The organism is Robbsia betulipollinis (assembly GCF_026624755.1).
Lineage (GTDB): Bacteria > Pseudomonadota > Gammaproteobacteria > Burkholderiales > Burkholderiaceae > Robbsia > Robbsia betulipollinis.
In genome coordinates this window covers 775,820-792,333 of the sequence record NZ_JAPMXC010000001.1, presented here as the reverse complement: position 1 = coordinate 792,333, position 16,514 = coordinate 775,820, and the positions used below count along the sequence as shown (strand labels likewise).

At 66.2% G+C, this 16,514-nt stretch carries 13 protein-coding genes; 10 read left to right on the top strand and 3 right to left on the bottom strand.

The genetic code is table 11. The features are described 5' to 3' along the window. Positions 1–34: 34 nt before the first annotated feature. The 3 genes from OVY01_RS23125 to map all read right to left on the bottom strand — a co-directional run bounded on the left by OVY01_RS23125 (position 35) and on the right by map (position 5,435). Positions 35–943 carry a pseudouridine synthase gene (locus OVY01_RS23125; RefSeq protein ID WP_349293484.1) on the bottom strand — a complete coding sequence of 303 codons (909 nt, stop codon included), beginning with the start codon at positions 941–943 and terminating at the stop codon, positions 35–37. A 1,008-nt stretch (positions 944–1,951) separates the two neighbouring features. After that, on the bottom strand, positions 1,952–4,486 hold the full coding sequence (locus OVY01_RS03465) for a [protein-PII] uridylyltransferase (RefSeq protein ID WP_489886428.1): 2,535 nt from the start codon (positions 4,484–4,486) through the stop codon (positions 1,952–1,954). 145 nt (positions 4,487–4,631) lie between these two features. Further along, complete coding sequence (gene map / locus OVY01_RS03460; RefSeq protein ID WP_267845661.1) at positions 4,632–5,435, bottom strand: type I methionyl aminopeptidase; 804 nt, start codon at positions 5,433–5,435, stop codon at positions 4,632–4,634. A gap of 359 nt (positions 5,436–5,794) precedes the next feature. Here map and rpsB point away from each other — a divergent pair, with 359 nt between their 5' ends. The 10 genes from rpsB (at position 5,795) to OVY01_RS03410 (ending at position 16,506) form a co-directional block, all read left to right on the top strand. Next, positions 5,795–6,547: a 30S ribosomal protein S2 gene (gene rpsB / locus OVY01_RS03455; protein WP_267845660.1), complete on the top strand. Its 753-nt coding sequence runs from the start codon at positions 5,795–5,797 to the stop codon at positions 6,545–6,547. An 80-nt stretch (positions 6,548–6,627) separates the two neighbouring features. Then, positions 6,628–7,509: a translation elongation factor Ts gene (gene tsf / locus OVY01_RS03450; RefSeq protein WP_267845658.1), complete on the top strand. Its 882-nt coding sequence runs from the start codon at positions 6,628–6,630 to the stop codon at positions 7,507–7,509. Positions 7,510–7,716: 207 nt separating this feature from the next. Continuing rightward, complete coding sequence (gene pyrH, locus OVY01_RS03445) at positions 7,717–8,430, top strand: UMP kinase (RefSeq protein WP_267845657.1); 714 nt, start codon at positions 7,717–7,719, stop codon at positions 8,428–8,430. A 107-nt stretch (positions 8,431–8,537) separates the two neighbouring features. Further along, entirely contained in the window at positions 8,538–9,098 is a 561-nt protein-coding gene (gene frr, locus OVY01_RS03440) for a ribosome recycling factor (RefSeq protein ID WP_267845656.1), read from the top strand. A 31-nt stretch (positions 9,099–9,129) separates the two neighbouring features. Beyond that, entirely contained in the window at positions 9,130–9,918 is a 789-nt protein-coding gene (uppS, locus tag OVY01_RS03435) for a polyprenyl diphosphate synthase (RefSeq protein WP_267845655.1), read from the top strand. Next, on the top strand, positions 9,912–10,733 hold the full coding sequence (locus tag OVY01_RS03430; RefSeq protein ID WP_267845653.1) for a phosphatidate cytidylyltransferase: 822 nt from the start codon (positions 9,912–9,914) through the stop codon (positions 10,731–10,733). The genes uppS and OVY01_RS03430 overlap by 7 nt, the downstream gene beginning before the upstream one ends. Before the next feature lie 60 nt (positions 10,734–10,793). Beyond that, complete coding sequence (locus OVY01_RS03425) at positions 10,794–11,990, top strand: 1-deoxy-D-xylulose-5-phosphate reductoisomerase (protein ID WP_267845652.1); 1,197 nt, start codon at positions 10,794–10,796, stop codon at positions 11,988–11,990. A gap of 38 nt (positions 11,991–12,028) precedes the next feature. Then, positions 12,029–13,528 carry an RIP metalloprotease RseP gene (gene rseP / locus OVY01_RS03420; RefSeq protein ID WP_267845651.1) on the top strand — a complete coding sequence of 500 codons (1,500 nt, stop codon included), beginning with the start codon at positions 12,029–12,031 and terminating at the stop codon, positions 13,526–13,528. 130 nt (positions 13,529–13,658) lie between these two features. Beyond that, positions 13,659–15,893 (top strand): outer membrane protein assembly factor BamA, encoded by a 2,235-nt coding sequence (gene bamA, locus OVY01_RS03415; protein ID WP_267847650.1) that lies wholly within the window; start codon positions 13,659–13,661, stop codon positions 15,891–15,893. 88 nt (positions 15,894–15,981) lie between these two features. Beyond that, on the top strand, positions 15,982–16,506 hold the full coding sequence (locus OVY01_RS03410) for an OmpH/Skp family outer membrane protein (RefSeq protein ID WP_267845650.1): 525 nt from the start codon (positions 15,982–15,984) through the stop codon (positions 16,504–16,506). The last annotated feature ends 8 nt before the right edge of the window (positions 16,507–16,514 follow it).

The following is a 16,514-nucleotide window of genomic DNA, read 5'->3' as shown; positions in this document are numbered from 1 at the left end:
GTCCGATGGCCTGATACCGACCCCGCGCCGTGCGTCAGAAAACCTCGTTTTCCGCAAGATAGCGCCATTCGCCGACCGGCAGCGAGCCGAGCATCACCTCGCCGATACGCACCCGTTTCAGACCGACGACTTCCAGGCCCACGAGTTCGCACATGCGCCGGATCTGACGTTTTTTGCCTTCGTGCAGCACGAAGCGCAACTGCTCGCCGTTTTGCCAGTCGACCTCGGCCGGGCGCAGCGCGACGTCTTCCAGCGACAGCCCATGCCGCAGCAGCGCGAGTTTGTCCGCCGGGAAATGCGCCTGTACGTTTTCCTGGTGCGTGCCGTAGGTTACGCGGACCAGATACTCCTTTTCGACCTCGGACGCTTCGCCGATCAGGCGCTTCGCGATCCGACCGTCCTGCGTGAAGACCAGCAGGCCGGTCGAATCGATATCCAGGCGCCCGGCGGGCGCGAGCGCGCGCAGGTGCACATGCTCGAAGCGATGCCGGCTGGCATCGAGAATCCAGCGGTTGTCCGGCAGGATCAGCGCCGCGGCGGGAGGGTGACCATCTTCGGGCTGACCGGAGACATGGCCGACCGGCTTGTGCAGGAGGATCGTAACCAGACGGTTCTGCTGTTCCCGCGCCTGCCGGATGACTTCGACATGCTGTTCCGGGCGCACCCGGATGCCCAGCGTATCGACGCGTTCACCATCGACGCGGACCCAGCCCTTTTCGATCCATTCGTCCGCTTCGCGGCGCGAACACAGGCCGAGTTCCGACATCCGCTTGGACAGACGCAGCGTGCCGTCATCCTCGCGGGGCGTCGCCGCGACGGTGGGCACCGCCGCGGTCGCGGGTGTGCGGGCATCATGCGAAGGGCCGGCCGGGGGGCGGCCTTTTTCCTGGCGGGGCGACCGGTCCGACGAAGCGGGACGGTTCGCGGAGAAGGGGCGGGTCATGCCGCTTGCGGGCGATCGCGCCGCGCTGGGGCGCGCACCGTCGCGCGGGGGCCGTGCGGAATCCGACCGCGCGCCGTCACGCGGAGGGCGTGCGGAATCGAACCGCGCACCGTCCCGCGGGGGCCGTGCGGAATCCGACCGCGCACCGTCACGTGGAGGCCGTGCGGAATCCGACCGCGCACCGTCGCGCGGAGGGCGTGCGGAATCGAACCGCGCGCCGTCGCGCGGCGGCCGGCCGCCCGCATCGGCCGCCCGGCCTGCATAGGGTTGCCGGGGGCGTGTGCCTGCATCGCCTGCCGACGTTCTGGTGCCGTCCGCCGCCGGTTTGGGACGCACGGTACCGCGCGGCGTATAGGGCGCGCGGCGTTCCAGCATCGGCGCGCCACCCGCCGCGGCGGGTCGTTCGCCGTTGCGGCCTGCCCAGGGTTTGCGCGGCGCGGCGCCGTCGGCACCGGTGCGCGGCGCGGCGCGGTCGCCGGCGGGACGGCCGACCCCGGAGCGCGCCGGCGACCGGGCACCGGCGCGGCCCTCGCCGCCGCGTTCACTGCCGCCGCGTTCACCGCCGCGCGCGCTGCCCGCAGTGTCGGTGCCGCGACGCGCTTCGGCGCCGCGCGTGCGTTCGACGGGCCCGCTGCTCCCGGCACGCACCGGCGACGGGTCGGGTTTCGGCGGTCGCGGGCGACGCGGCGCGCCCGGGCGAACCGGTGAGCGGTCCGTGCTGGTGGGGCGAGGGTGAGAAGCGGTCAGTTTGGTGCGCATGGCGAGAAGTGAGAAAAGCAAAACGGCGGAGGCCGGGGCGCGTGCGGCGTGCATCACCGGCAGCGAGGACGACACAGCGGACGACACAGCGGACGACACAGCGGACGACACAGCGGACGACACAGCGGACGACACAGCGGACGACACAGCGGACGACTCGGCAGGCGGCACGGCGCTGGCCCGGATACCGCGAGAATCAAAAGAAGAAATGACATGGGCGCGTTCCTGCCGCGCGCGCCAGGCCGGAGGTCAAATCGCGATCGCGCCCAGCAGTTCGGTCTCGAGCCGGATCTGGGTGCGGCTGTCGGCGAGTTGCCCCCCCTCGATCAGGAACACGTCCTCCACCCGGTCGCCGAGCGTATCGATGCGCGCCGCGCGCACGCCGATGTGATGCTCGGCCAGCACCTTCGCGATCGAATACAGCAGACCCGCCCGGTCGTTCGCGGACAGCGACAGGATGAAGTACTGCCCCCGCTCGTCCGGACGCAGATCGATCCGGGGCGTCATCGGGAAGGCACGCGACAGCCGCGACAGCCGCCCTTTCGACAGGTCCGGCAGTCCCTTGCTGGATTGCAGCTGCGCCGCCAGTTCCTGTTCGACGAGGTTGGCGATGTCGCGGTGATGCGCTTCCATATTCGGATCCGACACGAGGAAATCGTCGAGCGCATAGCCATGCCGGGTCGTGTGTATCAGCGCCTGCTGCACCGATAGCCCATGCCGGTTGAAATAGCCGCAGATACTGGCGAACAGGTCGGGGCGATCCTTCGAATAGACGAGCACCTGCAGCCCTTCGCCGATCGGAGAAGGGCGGGCGCGCACGACCGGCATGTCGGTGGTGACGAAGGGCAGCAGTTTCTGCGTCTGCCAGGCGATCTCGCCCGGCTCGTGCCGCAGGAAGTAGCTGACGTCGAGTTGCTCCCAGAGCGGTGCCTCGGCGCCGGGGGGCACCAGCTTGAGCCGCAGTTCGGCCCGTGCCGCTTCGCGCCGGCGCGCCAGATCGCTGTGCGAATCCGGCGCGGCGCCGCCCAGGACCTGCCGGGTCAGACGGTACAGGTCTTCCAGCAGCTTGCCCTTCCACGCGTTCCATACCTTCGGGCTGGTGCCGCGGATATCCGCCACGGTGAGCAGATACAGCGCGGTCAGGCGCCGCTCGCTGGCGACCAGGTCCGCGAACGCGTTGATCACCGCCGGGTCGCTCGTGTCCTGCTTCTGCGCGACCTGGCTCATCGTCAGATGATGCTCGACGAGCCAGACGATCAGCGCCGAATCGTTCTCGTCGATGCCGTGCTCGCGGCAGAAACGCCGTGCATCGGTCGTGCCGAGAATCGAATGGTCGCCGCCGCGTCCCTTCGCGATGTCATGGAACAACGCCGTGACATACAGCACCCAGGGGCGCTCGAAATTCGCGAACAGATCGCTGCAGAACGGGTATTCGTGCGCATGCTCGCTGCTGCCGTAACGGCGGATGTTGCGCAGCACCGTCAGGATGTGTTGATCGACCGTGTAGACGTGATACAGGTCATGCTGCATCTGGCCGACGATTCGGCCGAAATTCGTCAGATAGCTGCCCAGCACGCTGGTCTGGTTCATCAACCGCAACGCGCGCGTGATGCCGGCGGGCTGTTGCAGGATTTCCAGGAACAGCCGGCGGTTTTCCGGGTCGCGCCGCCAGCCGAGCGTCATGCGGTTGCGCGAGTTGTAGAGCGCGCGCAGCGTGCGTGCCGACAGACCCTTGACGCCCTGGATCTTCTCGTACAGCAGAAACGCCTCCAGGATCGCCGTCGGCTCGCGCTCGAACAGATCGTCGGCGATGATCTCGATCATCCCCTGCTTCTCGACGAAGTGCCGGGACAGCACCCGCGTGATGCCGCTCTGGTCCGGGTTGAGCCGCGCCTCGATATTCTGGATCAGGATCGTCGACAACTGCGTGACCGCCTTCGCCGCCCAGTAGTACCGGCGCATCAGCGGTTCGCTCGCGCGCCGGCTTGCGCTCGCGCGATAGCCGAACGCCTCGGCCAGGGCCGTCTGCAGGTCGAACACCAGCACGTCCTGCCGGCGGTTGGCGAGGATGTGCAGGCGCGCGCGCAGCGTCTTCAGGAAGAACTCGTTGCGCCGCAACTCCTGCGCCTCGTGCGCGGTGATCAGCCCCGATTGCTCGAATTCCTGCCACGTCGAACCCAGGCCGGCGGCGCGCGCCATCCAGACGATGACCTGGAGATCGCGCAGGCCGCCCGGGCTTTCCTTGCAGTTCGGTTCGAGACTGTATGGCGTGTCCTGGTATTTCGCATGCCGCTGCCGCATCTCCAGCAGTTTCGCCTGGAAAAAGGTTCGCGGATCGAGCGCATGGCGCGTCTCGCGCAGGAACCGCTCGAACAACTGCGTGTTGCCGACGATGCGCCGTGCTTCGAGCAGGGACGTCTGCACGGTGATGTCGGCGACCGCCTCGTCGATGCACTGGTCGATGGTGCGCACGCTGCTGCCCACGTCCAGGCCCAGATCCCATGCGCAACCGATGAAGCGCTCGAGCCGCCCGGTCAGCGCTTCGTCCGGCTCGACGGGCAGCAGGACGAGGATGTCGATATCCGAATGCGGCGCGAGTTCGCCGCGCCCGTAGCCCCCCACGGCCACCAGTGTCAGGCCGCCCGGCAGGTGGCAGTCCTGCCAGATCGCGCTCAGCGTGCGGTCGGCGTTGCGCGCCAGGCCCCGCATCAGCGTATCGATCTTGCCGCTGGCCCGGTATTTCTCGATCTGGGCCGCCTTGTCGGCACGAAACGCCTGCCGCAGGTCCGCATCGGAAAGGGTCCCGGTTTCGGGGAGAGGGGACGAGGGCGGCTGGGCTGGCAATTTCATGTTCGCTTGGTTCGACGACGCCGGGGACGGCGCCAGGGACGGCGCCGGAAAGCGCGTCACGACGCCCCGGGGCCAGGAATCAGGCCGGCAGGGTTTCCGGCCGGGGCTGCGTCAACGCGGACTGCGTCAGCACCTCGTGGCCGTCCGCCGTCACGAGCACCGTGTGTTCCCACTGCGCGGACAGGCTGCGGTCGCGCGTCTTGACCGTCCACTGGTCCGGCATCGTGCGAATGTCGCGGCGCCCGGCGTTGATCATCGGCTCGATCGTGAAGATCATGCCCGCCTTCAGTTCCAGGCCCGTGCCGGGCCGCCCGTAGTGGACGACCTGCGGATCCTCGTGAAACACGGTGCCGATCCCGTGACCGCAGTATTCGCGCACGACGCTGAACCCGGTCGCCTCGGCGTGACGCTGGATCGCATGGCCGATGTCGCCGAGCCGGGCACCCGGACGCACCTGGTCGATGCCGAGCCACATGCATTCGAAGGTCGTCTGCACCAGGCGCCGCGTGAGGATCGACCCCTCGCCGACGATGTACATCCGGCTCGTGTCGCCGTAATAGCCATGCTTGATGACGGTGACGTCGATGTTCAGCGCGTCGCCGTTCTTCAGCGCCTTCTCGCCGGGGATGCCGTGGCAGATGACGTCGTTGACCGAGATGCAGGTCGCCTTCGGGTAGGGCGGATAGCCCGGCGGCTGGTAATTCAGCGGGGCCGGCACCGTCTGCTGCACATTCGTCATGTACTCGTGGCAGAGCCGGTCGATCTCGCCGGTCGTGACGCCCACCTTGATGAAGGGCGTGATGTAATCGAGAACCTCGCTGGCGAGTCGGCAAGCGACGCGCATCTGGGCGATGTCCTGTTCGGTTTTCAGCGAGACGGCCATGATTGTTTCTGTATTGCGATCGATCGTGCATTATCTCACAGTCGGCCCCCCGCCTGTCGCTTGAGTTCGACCCATGAACGGTGCTACAATCGCCGGCTGGGTTTTGCGCGCCACATCGGCCAAGCCCGGGCGACGGGGCGGTCGTCCCGACTCCGACCCGCTACGGCAGCCAGGCGAGCATCGCGCGGCGGCCGGGCAGCCGGCGGGTCGACGACCGCCCGTCGCAATGTCGTAAATCGCAAGCCGGCGCATCCAGGGTGTTCGCGCGGCGACGCGGGTCCGCTTCCCTCACGGGATCGGGCGCCACGCCGCGCGGATGTCGCAGCCGGTTTAAGACCCAACCCTCTAGGAGATTCACCATGGCCGTTTCGATGCGCGAAATGCTCGAAGCCGGTGTCCATTTCGGTCACCAAACCCGTTTCTGGAACCCGAAGATGGCGCCGTTCATCTACGGTTCCCGCAACAAGGTGCACATCATCAATCTGGACAAGACGCTGCCGTTGTTCAACGACGCGTTGAAGTATGTCCGCCAGCTGTCGGCCAATCGCGGCACGGTGCTGTTCGTCGGCACGAAGCGCCAGTCGCGCGACACGATCGCCGCGGAAGCCGCGCGCGCCGGCATGCCTTACGTCAACAGCCGCTGGCTGGGCGGCATGATGACGAACTTCAAGACCCTGAAGGCGTCGATCAAGAAGCTGAAGGACATGGAAGCGCAGGTCGAGGCGGGTGACCTGGAGCGCATGACCAAGAAGGAAGGCCTGCTGTTCGAACGCGAGATGAGCAAGCTCGAGCGTTCGATCGGCGGCGTGAAGAACATGCCGGGCATCCCCGACGCGATCTTCATCGTCGACGTCGGCTACCACAAGATTGCCGTCGCGGAAGCGAAGGCGCTGGGCGTGCCGGTCATCGCGGTGGTCGACACGAACCACTCGCCGGACGGCCTGGAATACATCATCCCGGGTAACGACGACTCGAGCAAGGCGGTCGCGCTGTACGCGCAGGCCATGGCCGACGCGGTCCTGGAAGGCCGGGAAACCGCGGTCAAGGACACCGTCGACGCCATCCGTGGCGAAGCCGGCGACGAATTCGTCGAGGTCAGCGCCGAGGCGTAATCACTTGCGTCGATAGCAAAAAAGGGGCTCTCGACAAGCCCCTTTTTTTTGAGTCAGTCAAAAGAATCAAGGAGCAAGAAATGGCAGCGATTACTGCAAGCATGGTGGCGGCACTGCGCGCGAAGACCGACGCGCCGATGATGGAATGCAAGAAGGCGTTGACCGAGGCCGAAGGCGACATGGACCGCGCGGAAGAACTGCTGCGCGTCAAGCTGGGCAACAAGGCCAGCAAGGCCTCGTCGCGCGTCACCGCCGAAGGCATCGTCGTCTCGCACATCGCCAACGGCGTGGGCGTGCTGGTCGAGCTGAACTGCGAAACCGACTTCGTCGCGAAGAACGACGACTTCCTGGCATTCTCGCGTTCGATCGCCACGATGATCGCCGAGCAGAATCCCGCCGACGTCGCCGCGCTGCTGGCGCTGCCGCTGGAAAGCGGCACCGTCGACTCGGTGCGCGCCGCGCTGATCGGCAAGATCGGCGAGAACATGACGATCCGCCGTTTCACGCGCTATGAAACCAGCAAGAAGCTGGCATCGTACCTGCACGGCGCGCGCATCGGCGTGCTGGTCGAGTACGAAGGCGGGGAAGACCAGGTCGGCCGCGATGTCGCGATGCACGTGGCTGCGATGAAGCCGGTGTCGGTGTCGTCGAAGGACGTGCCCGCCGATCTGATCGCGAAGGAGCGCAGCATCGCCGAGCAGAAGGCCGCCGAATCGGGCAAGCCGGCCGAGATCGTCGCGAAGATGGTCGAAGGCAGCGTCCAGAAGTACCTGAAGGAAGTCTCGTTGCTCGACCAGACCTTCGTGAAGAACGACAAGCAGACGATCGAGCAGATGCTGAAGGCCGCGGGCGCCACGGTGTCGGCGTTCACCCTGTATGTGGTGGGCGAGGGCATCGAGAAGCGTCCGGACGACTTCGCCGCCGAAGTGGCGGCGCAGGTCGCGGCCGCCAAGCAGGGCTGAGGCAAAACCTCGGACCCTGGGGTGCCGGTCGCCAGAACCGGCCCCGCTTTTCACGCCGCACGCTCCCGGTAGGCGGCATCCGCCGCCGGGAGCGCGGCAAGACCGTTGCAGACAGTTACGAAGCGCTTGCACTTCGTTCTTGCTCCGTAACGGTTTCCTCTCTACAGTTCTACCGTTGCCGACGCCGGCGTTATCAGGAAATCATCCATGTCCACTTCCTATAAGCGCGTTCTATTGAAGCTGTCCGGCGAAGCATTGATGGGCGACGACGCCTTCGGCATCAATCGCACCACCATCGAACGCATGGTCGCGGACATCGCCGAGGTCGTCGGGCTGGGCATCCAGGTCGCCGTGGTGATCGGCGGCGGCAATATCTTCCGCGGTGTCGCGGGAGGCGCCGCCGGGATGGACCGCGCGACCGCCGACTACATGGGCATGCTCGCCACGATGATGAACGCGCTGGCGCTGCAGGACGCGATGCGCCATGCGGGCATCATCGCCCGCGTCCAGTCCGCGCTGCGGATGGACCAGGTGGTCGAGCCGTACATCCGTCCGCGCGCGATCCGCCAGCTCGAAGAGGGCAAGGTCGTCATTTTCGCCGCCGGTACGGGCAATCCCTTCTTCACGACCGACACGGCCGCCGCGCTGCGCGGCGCGGAGATCGGCGCCGAGGTGGTGCTGAAGGCGACGAAGGTCGATGGCGTCTACTCCGCCGACCCCAAGAAGGACCCGACCGCCGTACGGTACTCGACGATCTCGTTCGACGAAGCGATCGGCCGTAACCTGCAGGTGATGGACGCCACCGCGTTCGCCCTGTGCCGTGATCAAAAGTTGCCCATCCGGGTATTCTCGATCGTCAAGCCCGGCGCGTTGCGCCGGATCGTGCTCGGCGAGGACGAGGGTACGCTGGTTCACGTTTAAACTGCCCGCGGCGCGGAGGCGGCGCCGGGTCTGTCGTCGCTTTCCGGCGCCGCCCCCGACAGCCCGCCCAGGCGCATCGCGTGGCGGATTTGGTTTGGAGAAGATTCATGACAGTGAATGACATCAGGAACAATGTCGATCAGAAGATGCAGCGCACGATCGACGCGTTCAAGGCCGACTTGGCCAAGATCCGCACGGGTCGTGCGCATACCGGCCTGATCGATCACATCCAGGTCGATTACTACGGTTCGAACGTGCCCATTTCCCAGGTCGCGAACGTGACGCTGATCGATTCGCGCACCATCGGCGTGCAGCCGTGGGAAAAGAAGCTGGTGCAGCCCGTCGAAAAAGCGATCCGCGATTCCGACCTGGGTCTGAACCCGTCGACGCAGGGCGACGTGATCCGCGTGCCGATGCCCATGCTGACCGAGGAGCGTCGGCGCGAGCTCGTCAAGGTCGTCAAGAACGAGGCGGAGTCCGCGAAGGTGGCCGTGCGCAATCTGCGCCGCGATGCCAACGACCAGGCGAAGAAGCTGGTCAAGGACAAGGATATCTCCGAGGACGATGAACGCCGTTCGCAGGACGACGTGCAGAAGCTGACGGACCGTTTTGTCGCCGAAATCGACAAGCTCGTGCAAATCAAGGAAGGCGAGATCATGACGGTATAAAGCCGTCGCTCGCTGCATAACCCTGGCGCCCATGACTCATACGAGCTCAACCATTCGCGTGCCCGACCCTTCGTCGGTGCCGCAGCACATCGCGATCATCCTCGATGGAAACGGCCGGTGGGCGCAAAAGCGCCGCCTGCCGCGCGTCGCCGGCCACACCAAGGGCGTCGATGCGGTACGCAAGACCATCGAGCTGTGCATCGATCGCGGCGTCGAGTTCGTGACCCTGTTCGCCTTCAGTTCGGAAAACTGGCGTCGCCCGAAGGATGAGGTGTCCTTCCTGATGCGGCTTTTCATCGCCGTGCTCGAGCGGGAAGTCGCGCGCATGCACGCGAACGGCATCCGTCTGCGCATCGTCGGCGATCTCTCGCAGTTCGAGCCGCGCATCCGCGACCTCGCTAACCGTGCCGAACTGAAGACCGCGCAGAACACCAAGCTGACCCTGACGATTGCCGCGAATTACGGCGGGCGCTGGGACATCATGCAGGCGATGCAGCAAATCGCCGAGAAGGCCGTGGCGAGCGGCGCGGTACCCGTGATCGACGAGGCGCTCGTCGAAGCGCACCTGTCGATGGCCTATGCGCCGGAACCGGATCTGTTCATCCGCACCGGCGGGGAGCAGCGCGTGAGCAATTTTCTGCTCTGGCAGCTCGCCTATACGGAACTGTACTTCACCGACATGTTCTGGCCCGACTTCAACGAAGCGGCGCTCGACGCGGCCATCGCATCGTACCAGCGGCGGGAACGCCGTTTCGGGCGGACCAGCGCGCAGATTTCCGGCGCCGAAGCGGCGACGTCCACGGGTTCCCAATCATGCTGAAAGCACGCCTGCTCACCGCCATCGTTCTGTTGGCGGTGTTCGTTCCGGTCACCCTGTTTGCGCCGATCGGCCTGTTTCGCGCGCTGATCGGCATCGTGCTGGTGTTTGCCGCGTGGGAGTGGGCGCGCCTGTTGAAGTTCAAGGACTACGTGCCGGTGTTCTACGCGGTGCTCGCCGCGCTGGCCATGCTGGCCAGCCTGACGACGGCCACGCAGGGCGGCGAGCCGGTGGGCCTGTACAAGGCGGCCGGGTTGTTCTGGCTGCTGGTGGTGCCCTATGCATTCGTGCGCCGCCCGGTGCTGGCCGCCGGCGCGTGGCGCGTGTTCATGCTGGTGGCGGGCATCGTCCTGTTGCTGGCAAGCGGCCACGCACTGGTGGACGCCCGCATGCGCGGCGTCGGTTTCGTGCTGTCGCTGCTGCTGGTCGTCTGGGTCGCGGACATTGGCGCCTATTTCACCGGACGGCAGTTCGGCCGCCGCAAGCTGGCGGTGACGATCAGCCCCGGCAAGAGCTGGGAGGGTGCGATCGGCGGCGCGATCCTGGTACTGGTGCTGGCGGCCGTGGGCATTGCCACGCAGTTCGCCGCGCCGACGCTCTTCACCGCGTACGCGGCGCGCTTCGGCGTGCCGCGCGCGATGGTCTGCGTGCTGGTGCTCGTGGTGTTCAGCGTCCTTGGCGACCTGTTCGAGTCGTTGCTCAAGCGTCAGGCGGGTGTGAAGGATTCCAGCGCGCTGTTGCCCGGACACGGCGGCGTGCTCGACCGGGTCGATGCCTTGCTGCCGGTGCTGCCCATCGCCATGTGGTTTCTTTCCTGACGCCCGGGCGTGCTGCGCCGCCCGACGTCGTTGCCGGGTTCTCTGAGGTCTGCGCTCTTTATGAAACAACGAATTACGCTGCTCGGTTCGACGGGTTCGATCGGCCACAGCACGCTCGACGTGATCGGGCGTCATCCCGACCGCTTTTCGCTGCATGCGCTCTCCGCGCACCGTAACTGGGAAAAACTCGCCGAGCAGTGCGCGCGCTTCCGTCCCGCCGTCGCGGTGACGGGTTCCGCCGAAACGGCGCGGCTGCTCGAACACCGCCTGCGGGCCGAAGGCATCGCGACGCAGGTCGAGCATGGTCCCGCAGCGCTCGAGCGCATCGCCGCGGCCGACGCGTGCGACGCGGTGGTCGCCGCCGTGGTGGGCGCGGCCGGGCTGCCGAGCGCGCTGGCCGCCGCACGCGCGGGCAAGCGCATCCTGCTGGCCAACAAGGAAGCGCTCGTCATGTCGGGCGCGTTGTTCATCGCCGCGGTGCGCGATAGCGGCGCGGTGCTGCTGCCGCTCGACAGCGAACACAATGCGATCTATCAGTGCCTGCCGCTGCAGGCCGGGCCCCAACACACGCCGCACGCGGGCGTGGAGCGCATCATCCTGACCGCGTCGGGCGGTCCGTTTCGCACCCGCGACCCCGCGACGCTGGCCGACGTCACGCCCGACGAAGCCTGCGCCCATCCGAACTGGGTGATGGGCCGCAAGATTTCGGTCGATTCGGCGACGATGATGAACAAGGGCCTCGAGGTCATCGAGGCGCACTGGCTGTTCGGGCTGCCGGCGTCGCGCATCGAGGTGCTGATCCACCCGCAGAGCGTCATCCATTCGATGGTCGCCTACGCCGACGGCTCGGTGCTCGCGCAGCTCGGCAACCCCGACATGCGCACGCCGATCGCGCATGCGCTGGCCTACCCGGAGCGGATCGTGTCCGGCGTCGCGCCGCTCGATCTCGCCGCCATCGCGACGCTCACGTTCGAAAAACCGGACGCGGCGCGCTTCCCCTGCCTGGGGCTCGCGTTCGCGGCGCTGGAACAGGGTGGCACCGCGAGCGCGGCGCTGAACGCGGCGAACGAAATCGCGGTCGACGCGTTTCTGTCGCGCCGGATCGGCTTCGCGGCGATCGCAGCGATCGTCGACGCGGTACTGTCGGCGATGCCGCACGGCGCGGCGGCGACGCTGGACGACGTGCTGGCGGCTGACGGGACCGCGCGCCGTCTCGCGACGCAGGAACTCGAACGGCACGCCCGGCAGGGCGGCTGACCAGGATGGCGGACCCGAAGCGGGCGTGGAGCGTGTAAATGGAACTGATCACCGCGGTACTGGGTTTCATCGTCGCGCTCGGCATCCTGGTGGTGGTGCACGAAATGGGCCATTTCACCATCGCGCGTCTGGCCGGCGTCAAGGTCCTGCGCTTCTCGATCGGCTTCGGGCGGCCCGTTTTCCAGCATGTCGCGCGCAATGGCACGCAGTGGTCGGTAGGCTGGCTGCCGCTGGGCGGCTACGTCAAGATGCTGGATGAACGCGATGCCGCGGGCATGACGGACGCCGCGGGGAGCGCGAACGCCGCGGCCGATCCGGCGCCCGGTTTCGCCGCCGGGGCGCGGCAGGACGCGGCCATCGATCCGCGCGACCTACCGCACGCATTCAACCGGCAATCGCTGGCGAAACGCTTCGCGATCGTCGCGGCGGGACCCGTGGCGAACTTTCTGCTGGCCATCCTGCTTTTCACGGTCCTGTATCTGCACGGCCTGCCGGAGCCGGTCGCGCTGATCGGCACGCCACCCGTGGCGAGCGCCGCGGCGCGCGCCGGCTTGAGCGGCGGCGAAACCGTCGTCGCGCTGCGCCACGCCGACGACGGCCGCATCGAGGCCATACGCTCCTGGCCGGAGCTGCAACGGCGCCTGGGCGTCGCCGCCACGCGGGAGCGTGCGCTGACGGTGATCGCGACGCGGGACGGCGCGCGCAGCGATTACCCGCTGACGTTGTCCCGCACCAGCGGCGTGCCGGAGAATGCATCGGGAGCGGCAGCGCAGGACGCGGCGCGCGACGACGCAGACGGCGCGGGCGCCGCGCTCGTGCAGCGCCTGGGCCTGCTGCCCGGCGGCAGCGCGCCGGAGGTCGCCTCGGTCGAAGCGGGCAGCCCGGCGGCGCGCGCAGGCCTGCGCGTGGGCGACACGGTGCGGCAGGTCAACGGCGCGCCGGTCACCGATGCGGGCGCCCTGGTGGCGCTCATGCGCGCAAACGGCGGTCGCGACGTGCGTCTGGGCATCGAGCGCGCCGGCCGGGCACAGGCGCTCGTACTGGTACCTGCGGTGGTCGCCGATCCGCAGTCCGGCCAGCCCATCGGGCGCATCGGCGCCGGGCTCGGCACGCGTCTGCCGATGGTCAGCATCGCCTACGGGCCGCTGGACGCACTGGGGATGGGCGCACGACGCACATGGGACGTCGCCGCGGATTCGTTCCGCATGTTCGGCAGGATGCTGACCGGCGCCGCGTCGCTGAAGAATTTGAGCGGACCGGTCACGATCGCCGACTACGCCGGAAAGAGCGCCAGGATGGGCCTGTTGGCCTTTCTTTCCTTCATGGCGCTGATCAGCATCAGCCTGGGCGTGTTGAACTTGCTGCCAATTCCCGTGTTGGACGGGGGGCATTTGTTATATTATGCGGTCGAAGCCGTGACGGGCCGCGCGCCATCCGAGCGCTGGCAATCCATCTTGCAACGTGCCGGTTTGTTTTGCATCGTCGCGTTATCCGTCGTTGCCCTGTTCAACGACCTGACACGGCTGAGTCATCTCTGACCTCATTTTCGGCCGACGACATTCCTGGTCGCGGCGCAATACTTCCATTGAATCGGGAGATAAGTTGTTGAAATCTCATCACCTCGTGCCGAAGTCGGTCGCGGCCGCCGTATTTGCAGCGCACAGCCTCATGGCCCACGCGGCGGCGCCATTTGTCGTCCAGGATATTCGACTCGAAGGGTTGCAGCGCGTCGAAGCCGGTACGGTCTTCGCCTACCTCCCGATCAAGAAGGGTGACACCTTCACCGATGAAAAAGCATCGCAGGCGATCCGCGCGCTGTACGCGACCGGCTTTTTCAACGATGTTCGCGTGTCCGTGCAGAACCAGGTCGTGATCGTGCAGGTGGCCGAGCGGCCGTCGATCGCCTCGGTGGATTTCTCCGGTACCAAGGAGTTCGACAAGGACACGCTGGCGAAGGCGCTGCGTTCGAGCGGCCTGTCGCAAGGGCGGTATTTCGACAAGGCGCTGGCCGACAAGGCCGAGCAGGAGCTCAAGCGTCAGTACCTGACGCGCGGCTATTACGCAGCGGAAGTGACCACCACCGTCACGCCGGTCGACCGCAACCGCGTCGCGATCCTGTTCTCGGTGATCGAGGGGCCGAGCGCGAAGATCCGTCAGGTCAACTTCATCGGCAACAAGGCCTTCAAGTCGAGCACGCTGCGCGACGAGATGCAGCTGTCGACGCCGAACTGGTTCTCCTGGTACACGAAGAACGATCTGTACGCGAAGGACAAGCTCACGACCGATCTCGAGCACGTGCGCTCGTATTATCTGGATCGCGGCTATCTCGAATTCAGCATCGAGTCGACCCAGGCGTCGATCTCGCCCGACAAGAAGGACATGTACCTGACGCTGAGCGTGCACGAGGGCGAACCTTACCAGGTATCGGCCGTGCAACTCACCGGGGAGCTGCTCGACAAGAAGGCCGAACTCGAAAAGCTGGTGAAGCTGAAGGCGGGGGACCGCTTCTCGGCGTCGAAGCTGCAGGACTCGACCAAGGCGATCGTCGACAAGCTCGGCCAATACGGTTACGCGTTCGCCAACGTCAACGCGCAGCCGCAGATCAACCAGCAGAACCACACGGTGGCGCTGAATCTGCAGGTCGAGACCGGCCGGCGCGTCTACGTGCGGCACGTCAACATCACCGGCAACAGCCGCACGCGCGACGAAGTCGTGCGTCGCGAAATGCGACAGTTCGAATCGTCGTGGTTCGACAGCAGCCGCCTGAAACTGTCGCAGGACCGGATCAACCGCCTCGGCTATTTCACCGACGTGAATGTGACGACGACGCCCGTGACCGGCACGACCGACCAGGTCGACGTCGATGTCGCGGTGAAGGAAAAGCCGACCGGCGCGATCACGCTGGGCGCGGGCTTCTCGTCGAGCGACAAGGTCGTGCTGTCGGCCGGCGTGACGCAGGACAACGTCTTCGGCTCGGGCACCAGCCTGGCGGTGAACGTCAACACGTCGAGCTACTACCGGACGTTGAACGTCACCCAGACCGATCCGTATTTCACCGTCGACGGCATCAGCCGGATCACCAGCGTCTACTACCAGACGTCGGAGCCGCTGTATTACTCGACCAGCAGCAGCTTCCGGATCATCACCGCCGGCGCCGACCTGAAGTTCGGCATACCGTTCTCCGAACTCGACACCGTGTTCTTCGGCATCGGCTTCAAGCAGTACCGGCTGGACGTCGACTCCGCGACCCCGACGGCGTACAAGGATTATGTCGCCAGCTTCGGCCGCATCTCCAACGTCGTGCCGGTAACCGTGGGCTGGTCCCGTGACAGCCGCGACAGCGCGCTGATCCCCAGCCGGGGCTACTATACGCGCGCGAATCTCGAAATCGGCACGCCGCTGGGCAGCAGCAAGTACCTGAAGCTGGACTTGCAGCAGCAATACTACTATTCGTTCGCGCGCGGCTTCGTGTTGGGCCTGAACGGGCAGTTCGGCTATGGCAAGGGTCTGGGCGGCGATCCCTATCCGATTTTCGAGAACTACTTCGCCGGCGGTATCGGCTCGGTGCGGGGCTACGAGCCGAGTTCGCTGGGTCCGCGCGACGCGTCGACCGGCGATCCGATCGGCGGTGCGAAGCTGCTCGTCGGCAACGTCGAGCTGACCTTCCCCTTGCCCGGCACCGGTTACGACCGCACGCTGCGCGTCTTTACCTTCATGGATGCGGGTAACGTCTGGGGCGATTCGCAGAACATCAACTTCGGCGATCTGCGCTACGGCTATGGTCTCGGTCTGGCCTGGATTTCGCCGATCGGCCCGTTGAAGATCAGTCTGGGTTTCCCCCTGGTCAAGAAGGAAGGCGACAAGTATCAGAAATTCCAGTTCCAGATCGGCACGGCATTTTGATCGCGGCATGCGGGTGCGCTTTGCGTCGCCCGCATGCCTGGCATGAGAGAGGACTTGCTTGGTGACCTGTAAATTGATTCGATTTCCCATGCCGCACGCGAAGGTTGGCAGAACGACCAGCGCGGCGGCATGTCTGCTGCTGGGGCTGTGGTTGGCCGCACCCTTGGCGCATGCCCAGGAGCATATCGCCGCGGTCAATTCCGATCGGATCCTGCGCGAGTCGGCACCGGCGAAGGTCGCGATGGCCCGCATCGAGCAGGAATTCGCGAAGCGCAAGGCGGATATCGACAACGGCACGGCGAAGCTGCGCGCGCTGTCCGAGAAGATGGACCGCGACGGCGCGTCGATGAGCGACGCCGAACGTTCGAAGCAACAGCTGCTGCTCTCGCAGATGGATCTGGACCTGCAGCGCAAGCGCCGCGAGTTCGGCGAGGATTTCAACCAGCGTCGCAACGAGGAGCTGCAGTCGGTGCTCGACCGGGCCAATCGTGCGATTCGGCAGATCGCCGAGCAGAACAAATACGATCTGATCGTCCAGGAAGCGGTGTACGTCAACCCGCGTATCGACATTACCGACAAGGTCCTCAAGCTCCTGGCGACATCCGGCAACTGAGGATCAAG

Bases quoted from the DNA above. Each gene is read 5' to 3' on its own strand.
- OVY01_RS23125 (WP_349293484.1), bottom strand. From the start codon at position 943: ATGACCCGCCCCTTCTCCGCGAACCGTCCCGCTTCGTCGGACCGGTCG.
- map (WP_267845661.1), bottom strand. From the start codon at position 5,435: ATGGCCGTCTCGCTGAAAACCGAACAGGACATCGCCCAGATGCGCGTC.
- rpsB (WP_267845660.1), top strand. From the start codon at position 5,795: ATGGCCGTTTCGATGCGCGAAATGCTCGAAGCCGGTGTCCATTTCGGT.
- tsf (WP_267845658.1), top strand. From the start codon at position 6,628: ATGGCAGCGATTACTGCAAGCATGGTGGCGGCACTGCGCGCGAAGACC.
- pyrH (WP_267845657.1), top strand. From the start codon at position 7,717: ATGTCCACTTCCTATAAGCGCGTTCTATTGAAGCTGTCCGGCGAAGCA.
- frr (WP_267845656.1), top strand. From the start codon at position 8,538: ATGACAGTGAATGACATCAGGAACAATGTCGATCAGAAGATGCAGCGC.
- uppS (WP_267845655.1), top strand. From the start codon at position 9,130: ATGACTCATACGAGCTCAACCATTCGCGTGCCCGACCCTTCGTCGGTG.
- OVY01_RS03430 (WP_267845653.1), top strand. From the start codon at position 9,912: ATGCTGAAAGCACGCCTGCTCACCGCCATCGTTCTGTTGGCGGTGTTC.
- OVY01_RS03425 (WP_267845652.1), top strand. From the start codon at position 10,794: ATGAAACAACGAATTACGCTGCTCGGTTCGACGGGTTCGATCGGCCAC.
- rseP (WP_267845651.1), top strand. From the start codon at position 12,029: ATGGAACTGATCACCGCGGTACTGGGTTTCATCGTCGCGCTCGGCATC.
- bamA (WP_267847650.1), top strand. From the start codon at position 13,659: ATGGCCCACGCGGCGGCGCCATTTGTCGTCCAGGATATTCGACTCGAA.
- OVY01_RS03410 (WP_267845650.1), top strand. From the start codon at position 15,982: ATGCCGCACGCGAAGGTTGGCAGAACGACCAGCGCGGCGGCATGTCTG.